Here is a 16876-nt window from a genome sequence, read left to right as displayed (position 1 = left end):
ACAGACTTACTCAAATCTATGCTTAACGATACCTACCCCACAGCTTTTATACTTGATCCAGAACAATTCAGAATCATTATGAAAAAATCCTAAACTTTTTCGATAGAAGAAGTACTAATGCTTCAGCAGAGTCTTTTAATGCAAAAGTAAAAGCGTTAAGAAATCAGTTCAGAGGTGTAAGAAATATTACTTTCTTCCTCTTCAGGCTAGCTAAGATTTATGCTTAGTCCCCAACTTTTTCGCTTGAGCCTGGTTCTCCTCAATTAATAATAATAGACTCTCCCTGAAAGCATCCATTGAGCATTTAAGCAGCGATCAAAACAAGACGTTTAAGATTTTACAAAATAATTTGGAGAAGCTATCTGATCTGGAATTTGTTTTTAACAAGACCAATGCGCTGGAAAAACAAGAGCTGATAAACCTGGTGTTCGATCAAAATCTCTACTATGAAGAGGGCATGTATCGAACCCCAACTATGATTGATTTGTTAGCGCATAACTGCTTGATAATGAGAGAGAAAGGCTTGCTGGATTATCAAAAAAAACGGGGGAATTTTTCAATTCCCCCGCTCAGCGGTCCGGACGGGGCTCGAACCCGCGACCCCCTGCGTGACAGGCAGGTATTCTAACCAACTGAACTACCGAACCGGGTCTCCTAAACATTGCTGAAATTTTATTTCCCTCATCGTTTGGGACTGCAAAGGTAGGGACATTATCTTTGTTTGTCAATACCTAAATCAAAAAAAATATGAAAATTTTTAAACCTACCGACAACGAATACAATACTCAATCACCTCAAAAGAGTTATATTCAGACAGTTACGGTTGAAAATGCGCTTCAGGCAATGGCTGAAAATATTTCCATTGTGGATAACTTTTTCAAGTCTTTGCCCAAAGAAAAACATTTTTACCGCTACGCTGAGGAAAAATGGACGCCTATTGAAGTGCTAGGGCATATAATTGACTGCGAAAGAATTCTGGCTTATCGCGCCATGTGCATTGCCCGTAATGAAAAACAATCTTTACCCGGCTTTGATGAGGCCAATTATGTGGCTGCAACTGATTTCAATAAAAAAAGTCTCAGAATCATACTATCACAATACAAAGCGCAAAGAAAATCTACTATCTTGCTTTTCAAATCATTCAGTCAACAAGAATTGTCACGTTTAGGATTAGCCAATAACTGGCCGACCACAGCCCGTGCCATCGCATGGATTATTCCTGGACATGAGTTACACCACCTGAACATTTTAAAAGAACGCTATCTATAAACTCATCAACATGAAGAAAATTTACTTAGTCCTATTCTTGATTTCAGGTTTTAATACCTACGCGCAAAAAATCAGCACAACCGAACAGAAAATCATTGACCACGTAAAAGCCAATGCTTGGCAAACCGAAAAATTGTTGGAGCAGGTAGTAAACATCAACAGCGGGACGCTCAATCATGAAGGGGTAAAGCAAGTTGGACAGGTTTTCAAAAAAGAGCTTGAAGCCATGGGTTTCACGACTGAATGGGTATCCTTACCTGATTCATTGAATCGGGCCGGGCATCTGGTAGCTTACCGCAAAGGTAAGAAAGGTAAAAAGCTATTTCTCATTGGCCATTTGGATACGGTCTTTGAAAAATCGATGCCCTTTACTCCTTTTACCCGTTTGAATGATTCTACTGCCACGGGGCAAGGCGTAAATGACATGAAAGGAGGAGATGTAATGATTATTGCCGCTTTAAAGGCCCTTTATGGTGGGAACCTTTTAGACGATACCTCTATCACTGTCTACTTTACCGGCGATGAAGAAAGTTCGGGCAAGCCAACCAGCATTAGCCGAAAGGATTTTATTGACCGCGCCAGACAATCGGATATTGCTTTGGCTTATGAAACCGCTCAGAGCTTTGGGATTGCTGCTACGGCTCGCAGAGGTGCCAGTGGCTGGGAATTAACTACCACCGGAAAAACAGGGCATTCTTCTGGCTTATTCAGTCAGAATATGGGTTATGGGGCAATTTATGAAGCTGCGCGGATTCTGGATGAGTTCAGAGAAGCATTGAGTAGTGAGAAATATCTTACGTTCAATCCGGGGGTGATTTCGGGTGGCACAACGGTTAGTTACGACCGTGCCGCAGATAAGGGTGAAGCCGTTGGAAAAACGAATATTATTGCTCAGAAAGTACTCGTTACAGGTGATTTACGTTTTATTAGTGAAGTACAGAAAGAAAATGCCAGAGCCAAGATGCGTGAGATTGTGAGCAAACATCTGAATGGCACCAACGCCGATATAAAATTTATTGATGGAATCCCGGCGATGGAACCAACTCAGGCGAATGCTGATTTATTAAAAGTACTGAATCAGGTAAGTCTGGACTTGAATATGGGCGAGGTAAAAGCTGGTGACCCAGGTTCGCGCGGTGCAGGAGATATTTCTTATATTGCGCAATATGTGCCTTGCCTGGATGGCTTAGGTGCTTCTGGCAAAGGTGCACATGCACCGGGTGAAACCATTAATCTGAAAGAATTTCCGGCATTAACACAGCGCACAGCTTTATTAATTTATCGATTGACACAATGAGAATACGAGATTTAACAGCCTATCTTGAAAAACTAGCTCCCCTATCCTATCAAGAATCGTACGATAATGCGGGTTTGATTGTTGGCAATCCTAACGAAATCATCACCGGCGTTTTAGTAAGTCTTGATTCAACAGAAGACGTTGTGGACGAAGCCATTCAGCGTGGTTGTAACGTGATTGTAGCGCATCATCCTATCGTTTTTAAGGGGCTAAAGAAAATTACGGGCAAAAACTATGTTGAGCGCACCATTATCAAGGCCATCAAAAACGATATAGCGATTTATGCCACACATACCAATCTGGACAATGTAGTCAATGGGGTGAGTTTTAAAATTGCGCAGTTATTAGGCTTGCAACAAGTGAGAATTTTAGCGCCGAAAAGCGACTTGCTGATGAAGCTTGTCGTGTTTGTTCCGGTTGAAAGCACCGGACAGCTCTTAGATGCCCTCTACGCTGCCGGAGCGGGTGAAATCGGCAATTATAGTCAATGCAGTTTCAGAGTAGAAGGAAAAGGTACTTTTAAGCCTAATGCACAGGCCAATCCGGTTATCGGGCAGACAGGTGGGCCAATGGAAGAAGTAGAAGAAAACCGGGTGGAAGTTATTTTTCCGGCTTATCTGAAAAATCCGATTTTAGCTGCCATGCGCAAAGGGCATGTATATGAAGAAGTGGCGTATTATCTGACAGCTTTAGGTAACGAAAATCAGGAAGTGGGCTCTGGAGCAGTTGGGATTCTGCCACAAGAGATGGCTGAAACAGATTTTCTGGCTTATTTAAAACAAAAGATGCAGGTTTCAGTTATTCGACATACAAGCCTGTTGGAAAAACCCATCAGAAAAGTAGCCGTATGTGGTGGAGCGGGGAGTTTCCTGTTGGGTGATGCCATGCGTTCCGGGGCTGACATCTTTATCACGGCAGATTATAAGTATCACGAGTTTTTTGATGCCGAAAACCGCCTGATCATAGCCGATATAGGCCATTATGAAAGCGAGCAATTTACAAAAGAATTATTGAAAGATTATATTTGCAAAAAATTCACTAACTTTGCAGTCCATTTGTCGGAAACACCTACAAATCCGGTGAAATATTATTATTAATCAATGGCATATTGAGGGAAAATGGCTTGCAGTTCATGAACCTTTAATAGCTAAATAAAGCTTTAAAATCAAGACGCTCCGCCGTAGCGGTTCATATATTATGGAATTAACAGTTGCACAAAAATTAGAAGCTCTTCTTAATCTTCAATCGATTGATTCTGAATTAGACGAAATTAAAAAGCTACGTGGTGATTTGCCAGACGAAGTACGTGACTTGGAAGATGAGGTAGTTGGCTTTGAAACGCGTATTGCAAAGTTTAAAAGAGAAGTAGATACTTTAGATGCTGAGATCAACGGCTATCGTTTGAATAAAAAAGATGCTGAAAAATTGATTCAGAAGTATAAAGACCAACAAATGAACGTTCGTAACAATCGTGAGTACGACGCGATTTCAAAAGAATTAGAATTACAGGAGTTGGAGATTCAATTGGCCGACAAACGTATCAAAGAAGCTGATTTCAAAATCAGAAACAAAAATACTGAGATTGCTGATGTTGAATCAGCAATGAATGGCCGTAAAAAAGACCTGGAAGCTAAACGTAAAGAATTAGATGTGTTGGTTGCTGAAAGCCAGGAAGAAGAAAAAGCATTAGTTGGTAACCGCGATAAAGCTGCTACTAATGTAGAAGAGCGTTTGATTAATGCTTATAACCGTATCCGTGGTAATGCTGGCAATGGTTTAGCCGTAGTAATGGTAAGACGTGGTGCTTGTGGTGGTTGTTTCAATATCGTTCCTCCGCAACGTCAGGCTGATATTAAAGACAAAAAGAAAATCATCGTTTGTGAACATTGCGGCCGTATTCTTGCCGATGTTGATGCGATTGAAATCAGCAGAAAATAATTTTTTTTTTCCAATAAGAAGCCAAATTTTCAGTCAAAAGAAGATTTGGCTTTTTTATTTCATTAAAATTAAATCTTAGTGCCAACCAGTCGCCATATTGCCTGTTCCTCCTTCTTCTTTGCTTTCAGAGTTGTTGCATTGCTTATCCTCTCTTGTCCGGTTTTTGCGTTTGATACCGACTTTACGCCTAATTTACAAAAGGCTTATGCCGAAATATTCAAATTGAGAGTACAAACAGGCCGGGAATTATTAGCAAAGGAAAACTCAAAGAATCCATTCAGGGTTTATGCGGAAAACTATGCGGATATGGTCGAATTACTCAATTCGGAAGATGAAGTGGCTTATGAACGAATAGTAGAGAAAGAAAGTGAGCGATTGGACCTGATTGAAAAGACAGATAAAAAATCGCCTTATAATCGATTTCTGAGGGCAGAATTAAAAATACATTGGGCATTGCTTAAGATTAGGTTCGGACATGAAGTAAAGGCGGCCTGGAATATTATTCAGGCTTATCGGTTATTGGAAGAAAATCAGAAGCTCTTTCCCAAGTTCGTTCCTAATCTCAAATCTATTGGCTGCTTACATATTCTGGTTGGTTCTATCCCCGAAAATCAGAAATGGGTTACAAACTTTTTAGGATTGAAAGGAAATATTCAACAGGGTTTGAAAGAGCTTGAACTGGCTTCTCATGATAAAATCTGGGGATTGGAGACAAGTTTCTGTCGGTTCTTTATTCAGGCTTATATCTTGCCTTATACTGATACAGTGAATGAAGAGCTTCTGCAAGCAGTTGAAGCGCATGAAGACAATCTGAATCTGAATTTTCTGGCAACAGCTATTTCATTAAAAGGCGGGCGTACGGAACAGGCAGCTTCCCTAATACGCGAAAGCCCTTATAATGCCTCGTATCTATACTTCCCGGTATTTGAATTATATAAAGGCGAAATCAATCTTTTTAAGGGCAATTATCAACAGGCAAGTAATGCCTACTCAGCATATACCCGAAATTTTAAAGGCAAAGCATTTTTAAAGGATACCTACTATAAACTGTTTCTTTGCAGTTGGTTGGCTGGGGATGAAAAGAAAGGATTGGCATACATTCAAAAGATTCCGACAGTTGGAAGTACCATTGCTGAGTCGGATAAGGCCGCACAAAAGTTTTATGAGAATTATGTCAGGACTAATACACTTCCCAATAAAACGCTTATACGAATCAGGCTTGCGTTTGATGCAGGTTATTACGAAAAAGCATTAGAAGAGGCTGAAAATCTATCTGAAAATACATTTGCTTTGCCTAAAGATAAAGCTGATTTTAATTATAGAATAGCAAGAGTCTATCATAAGACCGAGCAGGTTGATAAGGCCATTACTTATTACGAAAGAGCCATTTTATTGACAGATAAATATAAGGATGCACAATGGCATTTTGGTGCTAGTGCTGCACTGCAATTAGGCTATATTTATCAGGAGAAAAACCAGAAATTAAAAGCTAAAAGTGAATTTGAGAAGGCTATTTCTTATAAACGCCACGAATATAAAACTTCGATAGACAATAAAGCCAGAGCGGCTTTGACTGCTATGGGTTTCTAGAAAGCCTTTCAGGTAAAATAAGTTTTCTGCCATTCTTTTTTCTTGAGTTTTCATCTTTTATATCCCATAATATAAAGAAAGTTTATTATATTTATGCACTGGCACATATATTCAAACAATCACCTAATTATAGTGAACAATGGGTACTGAGAACGAGAAAATCAGCACAGATGTAATTCATAAAGAACTGGATCTAATTCAGGATGTTATAAAAAGAATGGCTAGTAATTCTTTTCAGGTAAAAGGATGGCTAATCGGTATTTTAAGTGCCATTATTGTCTTTGAAAAGGATACTCTGTTTTTTTCTGGAGATGGTGATAGATTAATTGCCATAGCACTTAATGCTATATTGTTTTTGCCAATATTATGTTTTTGGCGGTTAGATGCTTTTTTTCTGCAAACAGAAAGAAATTATAGAGGAATATATAGTTGGGTTGTCAGATATAGAAAAAATACTGATGCTTATCTATACGACTTAAATACATTTGAGAGAGAGTATGATGGCAGAACAGAAAATTTAATTAATCCTGAAGATACCATTATCAACATCATGTTTTCCAAAACGCTGCGCTATTTTTATCTGATACCTCTCGGTTTTGTACTTGCCTTGATAGCTTTTAATCTTTTAAAGTGTTGAGCTTTATACATTAAAACACCAGATCCATTCCTAATTTCTCTTTTAAATCCCAAAGGGCGGGGTTTTTGTTGGCGAGATATTCAAATTTTTCCTGAGCCGTATAAGGGCGGCGTTCTGTTTGGTTTTCAACAATTTCGGATGCAATCTGAATAGTATTGTTTTGTAGTTGCTGGCGGAGATATACGGCCAAATCCTGCTTCATCTGCGTTAACAAATCCATTTGTACCTGATTATCTAATCTCAGTTTTACAACATAGCCATCTATCAGATTAAATTCACGTTTCAGCATTACCTCTAATGTAGCATTATTGCGCGAATCGGCAAAAGTGTGCAATTCTGTTTTGAGTTGCTCTAAAGTGAAAGATTTATTTGCAATGATATTAGTGGGAGCAGGCTCATTTACCTGATTAGTCGGCCCACCCGTTGATGGCAATGCGATATCAACATTGGTTGATTTAAACTTCGACGGCGTAAAATTAGGCCTTGGCGTAGAAACGACAATTGGGTCACTTTTAACCTGTGTACTCACTACTGGTGTAGAGGGAGGAACGTTAGTAACTGTTGGTGTAACGCTCACTGGCTGGCTTACAGTATTATGCACCAGAGGTTGCGATGGCACAGATACCGGAACTACATTACTCTTTTTTTTTTCGTCAGGAGTGCTTCCTGATAATTCGCTCAGATTTAATACCTGCTGAATCTGTGAAAGTTTCATCAAGCCAATTTCTACATGTAAACGCTGGTTTTTAGCCGATTTATAATTAATATCCAGATGGCTTCCTACGCTTAAAGAAGACAAGATATAACCTAAAGGTAGTTTGCCAGATTGATCTAAATAGCGTTTCTGAGTCGACTCTGCTACCTGCAAAAGTTTCACAGTTTGCTGGTCTTTGCTCACCATCAGATTTCTGAAATGCTCATTTAAGCCTACAACAAATTGATGTCCGTCAAAACCTTTTTCCAATACATCGTTATACAATAATAAAGCACCTGCAATATCTCCACTGTATAAGAAATCTGTCATTCGGAAATAATAATCATAATCCAGAATATGGAGATTATCTAAAACCGATTTATAGGTCAATTCGTTGCCTGCTGCAAAAGTTACATTCAGGTCAAACATCGATAGGGCATCACGTAAACCCCCATCTGCTTTTTGTGCAATGAGTTCTAAGGCCTGATAATCTGCCTTGATACTTTCTTTATTCGCGACATTAGCCAGATGGTCGGCCATGTCTTTTATCTGGATACGATTGAAATCAAAAATCTGGCAACGGCTTAGGATGGTTGGCAGGATTTTGTGTTTCTCGGTAGTCGCCAGAATAAAAATAGCATAACTTGGGGGTTCCTCCAATGTTTTCAGGAAGGCATTAAAAGCCGCCTGTGAAAGCATGTGAACCTCATCAATGATATATACTTTGTACTTACCGTATTGAGGAGGAAACCTTACCTGATCGGTCAGGTTTCTGATGTCTTCTACCGAGTTATTAGATGCGGCATCTAATTCGTGGATATTAAAAGAGGCATTGTTGTTGAAACTCTTGCACGATTCGCATTCATTACAGGGCGAAATATCTTCACCCAGATTCTGGCAGTTTATGGTTTTAGCTAATATTCTGGCACAAGTGGTTTTCCCTACCCCACGTGGCCCGCAAAACAAGAATGCCTGAGCCAAGTGATTGGTTCGGATGGCATTTTGCAAGGTAGTGGTGATATGAGACTGCCCTACGACGGCATCGAAGGTAATAGGACGATACTTACGCGCTGAAACTACAAACTTTTCCATGCTGCAAGTTACAAAAAAACCAAGGGGCGACCAAAAATGATGGCCCTATTCGGAACATTTATTTAGCTTTACAGTGTTATTTTTTTGTTGGTAATTGTAGAATTTTCTTCTGTTTTATGAATAATAAGCTATCTATCAAGGCGTTCAATCATGTGGCATTGCAGGTAAGTGATATTGAAAGGAGCGCGGAGTTTTATGCAACAGCACTTGATTTGCCAGAAATATCTATTCCTGCATTCGACTATGCTGTCAGGTGGTTTAGTCTGGGGGCTAACCGTGAATTACATCTGATTGGCCGGGAAGAAAACGGGGCATCCACTGGCATCAGAGGGAATCATTTTTGTATGGAAGTATCTGATATTTTACAGGCTGAGAAGCATCTGCAAGATTTAGGGATAGCCTATATGCCTATTAAACTCCGCCCTGATGGAGTCAAACAACTATTTCTGACTGACCCAGATGGACATTATATTGAATTGTGTGAGATGTGATTGGGAAAAGTTTAATTTTTACCTTTTTTCTCCTGGTCTTTATATATTTTGTCCCAGACTTTTTTTGATAAAATGGTCAGTCTTTCTGTTTTACAATCCCAGATACTCACATATTTGTCTGAAAGGACATAATGTTGTTTCCATTTAGCAAATTTTCCGTATAGCATCAGTGTACAAATATCACTGGCAGTTATATACTCATCCATTTCTTTTAAATGAGTATGCATACCTATTGCTTCCGGATCTCCATTAAAGGGAATAGAGATTAAGGTTTTATGTAAACGCTTTTTATTAGCTATCTTGTTTTGATTATCAAATGTTAGTAAATAATCATTACCAATCAATACTACCCCATTATTTTCCGGCGCTGTCAGGACATATACTTTCTTTTCACCATTCTCAACTAATGGGATGATATTAAAATTGGTGTGCTTGTAAAGTCTGAATAATGTATCGGTTGAAAGGGCTTGGGCAGTTGCCTGTCTGATAAGATACAAGTCTTTTTCTTTACCTGAAAAATCCCGTTCTACTGAATCGACGATTGCTGTATTCAGATTATAGGTACTATCAAAGGCAATTGTTAAAATAACTCTGGGGTTTTCTGCTTTTGAAAAAAACAGACATTTCGCCACTGCATTGTCGACATAAGAGAAATAGCCTCCGGTGTTTTCTTTTTTACTCAAATACTTTTCCCGAAAGATGTCGGTTCCATACCAAGACGCCATTTCGGATTGGTAGAGTTTTTTACCTTCTGCCATAATAGCTAAACTTACCTTTTGTAGGTTTGGTTGGCAGTATGCGGTAATTGTAGAAATTATGAAAATAATAAATAGTTGTAGTGTGGTTTTCATTGGGGTATTTTAGAGTTTTTTGTCACGCAAATACGTAAAAAAACGTTTTGGCTAAAGCCTATTTAGATGTTACAATTTAGTAACTCCAGCTAAAGCTGGAGGCAATTGATTCATTATACTAGGCATATCTAACTAGGTGCTCCCATCTCATTCTATTGATTAAAAGTCAAATAGATTTATAAAAGGAAAATTTATTTCTTGAATCTGTACGGATTCTATTAAATCGTTAGTTCTTATTAAATTATTCGCTAATTCGCCATTAGCTAATTCACTATTTTTCTAGCTCAATATCGGTTTTATCACTTTCCCGGCCACATCTGTCAAACGGAATGGACGGCCCTGGAATACATACGTGAGTTTTTCGTGATCGAAGCCCAATAAATGTAGGATTGTCGCTTGTAAATCGTGCACGTGTGTGCGGTCTTTTACTCCATAATAACCTAGTGGGTCGGTTTCGCCAAAACTCATGCCTTTTTTCAAGCCTCCGCCTGCCATAAAGACCGTGAATGCATCTAAATGGTGGTCTCGACCTTTGAAAGGTAGCGTTTGTCCGTCGCGGTTTTCCTGCATTGGTGTTCTGCCAAATTCTCCGCCCCATACTATCAAAGTTTCGTCGAGTAAGCCTCGCATTTTCAGGTCTTTTATTAAACCCGTTACGGCGCGGTCTGTTATCTGGCATAATTCTTTGAATCCACCGTCCAGAGATAAGCGTTGGTCAGTACCGTGAGAATCCCAACCCCAGTGGTAGAGTTGAACAAATCTTACTCCATCCTCTACTAATCGTCTGGCCAGGAGGCAGTTATTGGCAAATGAGGCATCTCCTACCTGCGCACCATACATATTGCGTACCCATTCAGGTTCTTTGCTGATGTCCATTACTTCGGGTACTGACATCTGCATTCTGAATGCCATTTCGTATTGTGAAATACGCGTCAATATTTCCGGGTCTTGTACTTCTTCGTATTGTTGTCTGTTAATTTCGTTGATGGCTTCAATGGTTTGTTTCCGAATATCACGGCTCATGCCATGTGGGTCTGATACGTATAGAACAGGGTCTGCACCTGTTCTACATTGTACTCCCTGATAGATTGATGGTAAGAAACCATTTCCCCATACACTTTTGCCTGCATCCGGGCTTTTGCCACCTGATGCGAGCACAATAAAGCCCGGAAGATTCTGATTTTCGGTACCTAAACCATACATGGCCCAAGAGCCCAGACTTGGACGCCCCAAACGAGGGCTGCCCGTCTGCATCAATAACTGTGCAGGCGCGTGGTTAAACTGGTCGGTATACATGGCTTTCAGAAAGGTCAGCTCATCTGCCACTTCTGGTAAGTATGGCATAAAATCAGATATATAAGCTCCTGATTGTCCGTGTTGACTGAATTGCGCCAAAGGCCCCAGCATTTTAGGTACCCCTCTGATGAAAGCAAACTTTTTACCCTCTAAAAATTCCTGCGGACAATCCTGCCCATCATATTTCTGTAATTCCGGTTTATAATCAAACAGCTCTAACTGCGATGGAGCGCCAGCCATGTGGATATATATCACCCGCTTTACCTTTGGTGCAAAATGCGGCGATTTCGGCAAAGTGGGGTCTATCATAGCCTGATTCTCTCCTGATTTCTTTGGAAAACAGCCACCCATCAGAGAACTTAGTGCAGCTACTCCTAAACCAGTGGTACAGGTATTTAAGAAATGCCGACGTGTCTGATACATGTTTTCGGCATGAAGAAACTCCTTAAGTAATTTTTGCATGAGGGCTTGAATAGAATCCAGACAAAGATAATAAGCAATCTTCAATTGTATTTCATAAACGTATGAAATTATACCTTATTACAGAGGCACTTCACAGCGTAATTAATCTGAATCTTTCGTATTTTTGCAGAATGAAATATGAATTACAAAAAACTGATAGCGGTTCGAAGGCAAGAGCCGGAAAACTTACGACCGACCACGGCGAAATACTCACGCCTATTTTTATGCCTGTGGGTACAGCCGGAACGGTAAAGGCTGTTCATCAGAGAGAATTAGAAAATGATATTCATGCCCAGATTATTCTGGGTAATACTTACCATTTATACTTGCGCCCGGGTCTGGATATTCTGGGACGTGCCGGTGGTTTGCATAAATTTAATGGCTGGAATCGCCCAATCCTGACCGATTCGGGTGGATATCAGGTATTTTCGTTGAAAGATATCCGAAAGATTTCGGAAGAGGGCGTGAAATTTCAATCGCATATTGATGGGTCAAGACATTTGTTTACGCCTGAGAGTGTGATGGATATTCAGCGCGTGATTGGTGCTGATATTATTATGGCATTTGATGAATGTGCCCCCTACCCTTGTGATTATAGCTATGCCAGGAAATCAATGGAAATGACACATCGCTGGTTGAAACGTTGTTGTGACCGCTTCGATTCTACCGAGGGGCTTTATGGCTATTCTCAAACCCTTTTTCCGATTGTGCAAGGGAGTGTTTATAAAGATTTACGTATTCAATCGGCGGAGTTTATTGCTGAGCAAAACCGTGAGGGTAATGCCATTGGCGGTTTAGCTGTGGGTGAACCTGCGGAGAAGATGTATGAGACTATTGATTATGTAAATGATATTCTGCCTCAGGACAAGCCTCGCTACCTGATGGGTGTGGGCACACCTGAGAATATTCTGGAAAGCATTGCCTTAGGCATAGATATGTTTGATTGTGTGATGCCAACCCGCAATGCCCGCAATGGAATGTTGTTTACGACTCAGGGGATTATCAATATCAGAAATGAGAAATGGAAAGATGATTATAGCCCGATTGATGAAAACCTGGGTGGCCATGTGAGTACATTTTATAGCAAGGCCTATCTGCGCCACCTGGTAAAATGTGATGAAATTCTGGCTGCACAGATTGCGAGTGTGCATAATCTTACTTTTTATTTATGGCTGGTGGGACAAGCCCGTGAGCATATTCTGGCAGGAGATTTTACTGAATGGAAAAAAGTGATGGTGAAGAAAGTAATGGAGCGCTTGTAAAGATAAATTGAAGCCCCAACAATTAAATCGTATAATTGCCTTGTGTTATTTGTTGGTTTCTAAACGGTATGGTGTAGCGTTTTTAATATAAATTATCGCATCAAAGGCCTCTCCTATTAATGCTTTGCCATTTATCAGGAGAGGCGACCTATAATTGACAGTTCCATAAGTTATTGTCAAATGAGGCTGGTTCAACAATGGTTTTGTCAGACTATCACAAAACAATACGCCATACTCTGCTTTTGTATTTGAGCCCATTATTGTTCCTATCTTATTCTTGTGTCCAGTAATTTTTGAAGGAACTGAAGCTCCCGTATAAAACCTACCGTTCTGCACTTCTGTGCCAATACTCAGATATTCTTCCTGATATTTATTACTTAAATACTCTCCAAAACTTGGAAACTTCCCGAATACCTCAGTATAAATTGTCTTTTTATTAACATGGAAATTGTGCGCTTTTATAATTACGAGTTTATTTTTTTGACAAGAATCAACCAGCCAATTGATGTTTTCAAAAATGAATTTGTCACGCATTTTATATTTTAAATCGGTATCAGCAGAAAAGGCGATTAATTGTGGTAATGACTTCAATAGATGAATCATTATGTCTATTTTCAGATTAGTAGAATCAGCCGTGTTTCTATTCTTTTCAAGTACATCAATCAATTGATTGGTATTTTTAGCAATTGTATTAATGCCTGTTTTATTTGATTGGTTTACTTTCCTTAAATTAGTATTCAATTCTTCTATTACGATATTCGCGCTGCTAATTTTATGTTCCTTACAATGTTCTGACACAAAATTTATGATTTCTTTGGGTTCATCAATATCAGTACCTATCACCCATACTCTATTGCTAAAAGGAATACTTTTATTCAAATCTCTTATCCGGCAATAAAACTCTATCATGTCCATTTGTCGGTAAGCTACCTCTCTTAGTTTTGCTTTGCCATTAATTTTTAAAGCCTCTACACTTCCTCTTTGATTCACAACAAAATCATTGATTTTATAGGAATCTAACAGTGAGATTTCGCCTAAAACAATGCAGTTAAATTTATATGCTTCAACCAGATGAGCCGCAATCAGTTTCTGAAATTCCTGAACTTCTTTCGTCCCATGTGTTACTTCACCAATAGCAACAATCTTTTTGTTTTTGGCTTGTTCATAAATAAACGATAGTTCATTGCCTTTATCTCCGTTAACCAGAATACTATCAGATAAGGTTATGAAAGAGTTTTCGAACACTTTATGAATACTATTCTGTTGAGCATTGCTATGAATAGCTAAAAACAGAATAAAATAACACCATATATTATTTCTCATATTGATGCTTTGAGTATCTAAAGGAACTTGTTTAATAATATTTCAAGGAAACAGCGACTGAAACGGTCCGCCGCGCGGTCGCCGGCTAAGATAACAAAGGAAATGTCATCTTTCAAGTGCAGACTAAAGTCTGCACGAGCATAAAAATTATTCTGTTTAGGCCGTTGTTGATATTTTTTGATAGGCTTACAAGCTATTTCATTAGTGAAAGAAATATTTATCAACTTTGAGAAAAAAGAACAAAATAAACGATTTAACTACAAGAGTATAATCCAACAGTTTGATTTTAGAAGAAATCTCCTCAAACACTTTGAAAACATAATCCAAAATCGGAAATTTAAGGAAAGTCCAGTTAGGGGTGCCCAACTAGGGAGGTTCCTTTGGGGAAACTTTGTCCTGGGCAATAATTCACGACTAGCCGTCCGCGACTAGCTGTTCGCAACTTGCCGTCCGCAACTTGCCGTCCGCATAACAAAATTATCATGACTGAAGAGAAGAGGAAGTCCATTCAAAAAAAGAGCTATAAGCAGAATACTCTAAAAATATTTGTCACTCAAATAGCATCAGAAAAGGTAGTCGCTACGGTGACTACCTTTTTGTCTGAAGGACTCTACGGTCTAAAGATGATTCAGCGTAATGACCACTCAAACGGAACCGGAAAAGTTGCCTTTGTGGTGGGAGCCTTTTTAAAGGTGGTCTGTGCGAGAGAAATAATTTTCGGGAAATTTTATGGAATAATCTCTCTCACTGCATCAAACAGAAAAAAGCAAAGACTATGAAAAAAATCTTCTTACTCTGTTTGATTACACAATCGCTGTGGGCGCAATTAACGCCGGTTCAATCAAAAGTTGAAAACGTAACTGTTTTCCTGAATGGTGCACATGTTACTCGTTCAGCAAATATTTCATTACCAATTGGTAAAACTGAATTGGTTTTTAAGGGTATTTCCCCTCAAATCAATAAGCAAAGTATTCAGATTAAAAGTGAGAACAAGTTTTCTATTTTATCTGTGAATCATCAGTTAGGAAGTCTATTAGATAAAACTTTGCAGGAAGAAATCAATAAAATTGAAGCTCAGCAACGTCAGATAGACGACAAACTGAATTTAGAAAAGAATTATCTGTTGCTTTTCAAGCGCGAAGAAGAGATGTTATTGAAAAATCAGGTAGTTGGCGGAAAACAGACAGGTATGAAAGTAGCAGATTTAAAAGAAAGTGTAGAATACCAACGTCAACGCATGCAGGAGGTATTACTAAAGAAACTGGAGTATGAAAAAAATATTCAGAAATTAGAGCAAGATGTTAAAAAACTGAATCAGCAATTAACCGCATTAAATGCTAAAAGTGATACGCAGATGTCGGAACTTGTTGTTACAGTGCTCGCCAAAGAGCCTATTAATGATGCACATATATCGATTTCTTATTTTGTGCGCGATGCAGGCTGGACGCCTACTTACGATTTCAAAATCGAAAAACTCAGCCAACCCATGAGACTGGTTTATAAGGCAAATGTGTATCAGTATTCCGGTGAGGACTGGAAAGAAGTAAAACTGGCGTTATCAACCGGAAATCCTTTTAAAAGTGGCATTGCACCAGTGCTCAGGACATGGGTGCTTGGGCAGAAGAATGATTACAGTGAGTATTATAATACTATTAATCAGGAAGATAATTTTGATGTGGTCAACGAAAATACCTCACAAGTACGTGGTTTGGTAACTGCAAGAGGTGATAGAACAGGAATACCCGGAGTCTCAGTTATGATAAAAGGCACTACCTTAAGAACTGCTACTGATCCTAATGGGAATTATAGACTTACTATTCCGCCTACTCTATTCGGCAAGAGAGTAACATTAATTTTCTCGATGATTGGATTCAAATCTTTAGAAAAAAATGTTTCCTCTAATTTGGTTGATGTAATTTTAGAAGAAGATGCCAGAAGCCTTAGCGAGGTAGTTGTAGTAGGTAATGGTTTACAAGGGCGAGTAGCAGGTTTAGAAGTAAGTGGCGATAAGGAAACTGCTAAGAGAACAATCCCTTTAGATATTTCGGAGAAAGAAGCTCCTACCAGCCAGTCATTTGATATTCTGATACCTTATACTGTTCCTTCCGATGGGAAAGTATATACCGTGGAAATCAAAGAAGAAAGTATTCCTGCTGTTTTTGAACACTTTTGTATTCCAAAAATTGATACCGATGTATTTTTACAAGCACGCATTGCCAATTGGGAACAATACAAGCTTATGCCGGGTGAAGCCAGTTTATTTATTGACAATACTTTTCTTGGGAAATCTAAATTAAATCTATCCAATAAAGATATGCTGAACTTATCGTTCGGGCGTGATAAAAACGTGATTGTCAGCCGGATACTATTGAAAAGTTTTCAGAAGAGACAGTTTATCGGCAATAATGTAAGTGACCAGTTTACTTATGAGATTAAAGCAAGAAATATTAAAAGTGAGCCGATTAATCTGATAATTGAAGACCAGTTTCCGGTCGCAAATAGCAAAGATGTGAGTGTGGATGATAAAGAAGCACAAGGCGCAGAAATCAATAATACCAGTGGCGAAATCAAGTGGCGTATTAATCTTGCTCCGGCCCAAGAACAGGAGTTAAGGATGAAGTATACTGTTAAATCTCCAAAATCGGGTTGGATTACAGCGGAATGACCTATTATA

General features: G+C 39.0%; 15 protein-coding genes and 1 tRNA gene. 11 read left to right on the top strand and 5 right to left on the bottom strand.

The window, feature by feature from the left end; genetic code table 11:
* The first annotated feature begins 65 nt into the window (after positions 1–65).
* Positions 66–227 carry a transposase gene (locus ACYVFA_RS14455; RefSeq protein ID WP_460472547.1) on the top strand — a complete coding sequence of 54 codons (162 nt, stop codon included), beginning with the start codon at positions 66–68 and terminating at the stop codon, positions 225–227.
* 346 nt (positions 228–573) lie between these two features.
* Here ACYVFA_RS14455 and ACYVFA_RS14450 read toward each other — a convergent pair.
* Positions 574–647: transfer RNA gene (locus ACYVFA_RS14450), tRNA-Asp, on the bottom strand.
* 100 nt (positions 648–747) lie between these two features.
* Between ACYVFA_RS14450 and ACYVFA_RS14445 the strand changes: the two genes are divergently transcribed.
* The 6 genes from ACYVFA_RS14445 (at position 748) to ACYVFA_RS14420 (ending at position 6731) form a co-directional block, all read left to right on the top strand.
* Positions 748–1269, top strand: a complete 522-nt coding sequence (locus tag ACYVFA_RS14445) for a DinB family protein (RefSeq protein ID WP_460472544.1) — start codon at positions 748–750, stop codon at positions 1267–1269.
* 10 nt (positions 1270–1279) lie between these two features.
* Entirely contained in the window at positions 1280–2566 is a 1287-nt protein-coding gene (locus ACYVFA_RS14440; protein WP_460472543.1) for a zinc-binding metallopeptidase family protein, read from the top strand.
* Positions 2563–3663, top strand: a complete 1101-nt coding sequence (locus tag ACYVFA_RS14435; protein ID WP_460472542.1) for a Nif3-like dinuclear metal center hexameric protein — start codon at positions 2563–2565, stop codon at positions 3661–3663. The genes ACYVFA_RS14440 and ACYVFA_RS14435 overlap by 4 nt, the downstream gene beginning before the upstream one ends.
* 100 nt (positions 3664–3763) lie before the next feature.
* On the top strand, positions 3764–4504 hold the full coding sequence (locus tag ACYVFA_RS14430) for a zinc ribbon domain-containing protein (RefSeq protein ID WP_460472541.1): 741 nt from the start codon (positions 3764–3766) through the stop codon (positions 4502–4504).
* Between the two features lie 78 nt (positions 4505–4582).
* Positions 4583–6094: a tetratricopeptide repeat protein gene (locus ACYVFA_RS14425; protein ID WP_460472540.1), complete on the top strand. Its 1512-nt coding sequence runs from the start codon at positions 4583–4585 to the stop codon at positions 6092–6094.
* Positions 6095–6233: 139 nt separating this feature from the next.
* Entirely contained in the window at positions 6234–6731 is a 498-nt protein-coding gene (locus ACYVFA_RS14420; RefSeq protein ID WP_460472539.1) for a hypothetical protein, read from the top strand.
* Positions 6732–6741: 10 nt separating this feature from the next.
* Here the strand turns inward: ACYVFA_RS14420 and ACYVFA_RS14415 are convergent, their stop codons facing one another.
* Positions 6742–8517 (bottom strand): DNA polymerase III subunit gamma/tau, encoded by a 1776-nt coding sequence (locus ACYVFA_RS14415; protein WP_460472538.1) that lies wholly within the window; start codon positions 8515–8517, stop codon positions 6742–6744.
* A gap of 116 nt (positions 8518–8633) precedes the next feature.
* Between ACYVFA_RS14415 and ACYVFA_RS14410 the strand changes: the two genes are divergently transcribed.
* Entirely contained in the window at positions 8634–9008 is a 375-nt protein-coding gene (locus ACYVFA_RS14410; protein WP_460472537.1) for a VOC family protein, read from the top strand.
* 11 nt (positions 9009–9019) lie between these two features.
* Here ACYVFA_RS14410 and ACYVFA_RS14405 read toward each other — a convergent pair whose 3' ends face one another.
* On the bottom strand, positions 9020–9859 hold the full coding sequence (locus ACYVFA_RS14405; protein ID WP_460472536.1) for a hypothetical protein: 840 nt from the start codon (positions 9857–9859) through the stop codon (positions 9020–9022).
* Between the two features lie 279 nt (positions 9860–10138).
* The gene (locus ACYVFA_RS14400; RefSeq protein ID WP_460472535.1) at positions 10139–11617 is read right to left on the bottom strand and encodes a DUF1501 domain-containing protein; all 1479 of its coding nucleotides are present in this window, start codon (positions 11615–11617) and stop codon (positions 10139–10141) included.
* 131 nt (positions 11618–11748) lie between these two features.
* On the opposite strand from ACYVFA_RS14400, the gene tgt reads away from it, so the two are divergent.
* Positions 11749–12879 carry a tRNA guanosine(34) transglycosylase Tgt gene (gene tgt / locus ACYVFA_RS14395; RefSeq protein WP_460472546.1) on the top strand — a complete coding sequence of 377 codons (1131 nt, stop codon included), beginning with the start codon at positions 11749–11751 and terminating at the stop codon, positions 12877–12879.
* 45 nt (positions 12880–12924) lie between these two features.
* On the opposite strand, the gene ACYVFA_RS14390 is transcribed toward tgt, so the two are convergent.
* Positions 12925–14202 carry an erythromycin esterase family protein gene (locus tag ACYVFA_RS14390; RefSeq protein WP_460472534.1) on the bottom strand — a complete coding sequence of 426 codons (1278 nt, stop codon included), beginning with the start codon at positions 14200–14202 and terminating at the stop codon, positions 12925–12927.
* Positions 14203–14684: 482 nt separating this feature from the next.
* Between ACYVFA_RS14390 and ACYVFA_RS14385 the strand changes: the two genes are divergently transcribed.
* Together ACYVFA_RS14385 and ACYVFA_RS14380 are read left to right on the top strand one after the other, a co-directional pair.
* Positions 14685–14981: a hypothetical protein gene (locus ACYVFA_RS14385; RefSeq protein ID WP_460472533.1), complete on the top strand. Its 297-nt coding sequence runs from the start codon at positions 14685–14687 to the stop codon at positions 14979–14981.
* Entirely contained in the window at positions 14978–16867 is a 1890-nt protein-coding gene (locus ACYVFA_RS14380) for a mucoidy inhibitor MuiA family protein (RefSeq protein WP_460472532.1), read from the top strand. The genes ACYVFA_RS14385 and ACYVFA_RS14380 overlap by 4 nt, the downstream gene beginning before the upstream one ends.
* The last annotated feature ends 9 nt before the right edge of the window (positions 16868–16876 follow it).

This window comes from Emticicia fontis (assembly GCF_054779675.1).
The sequence above is the reverse complement of the archived record's forward strand: the minus strand, read 5'-3'. Positions and strand labels throughout refer to the sequence as shown.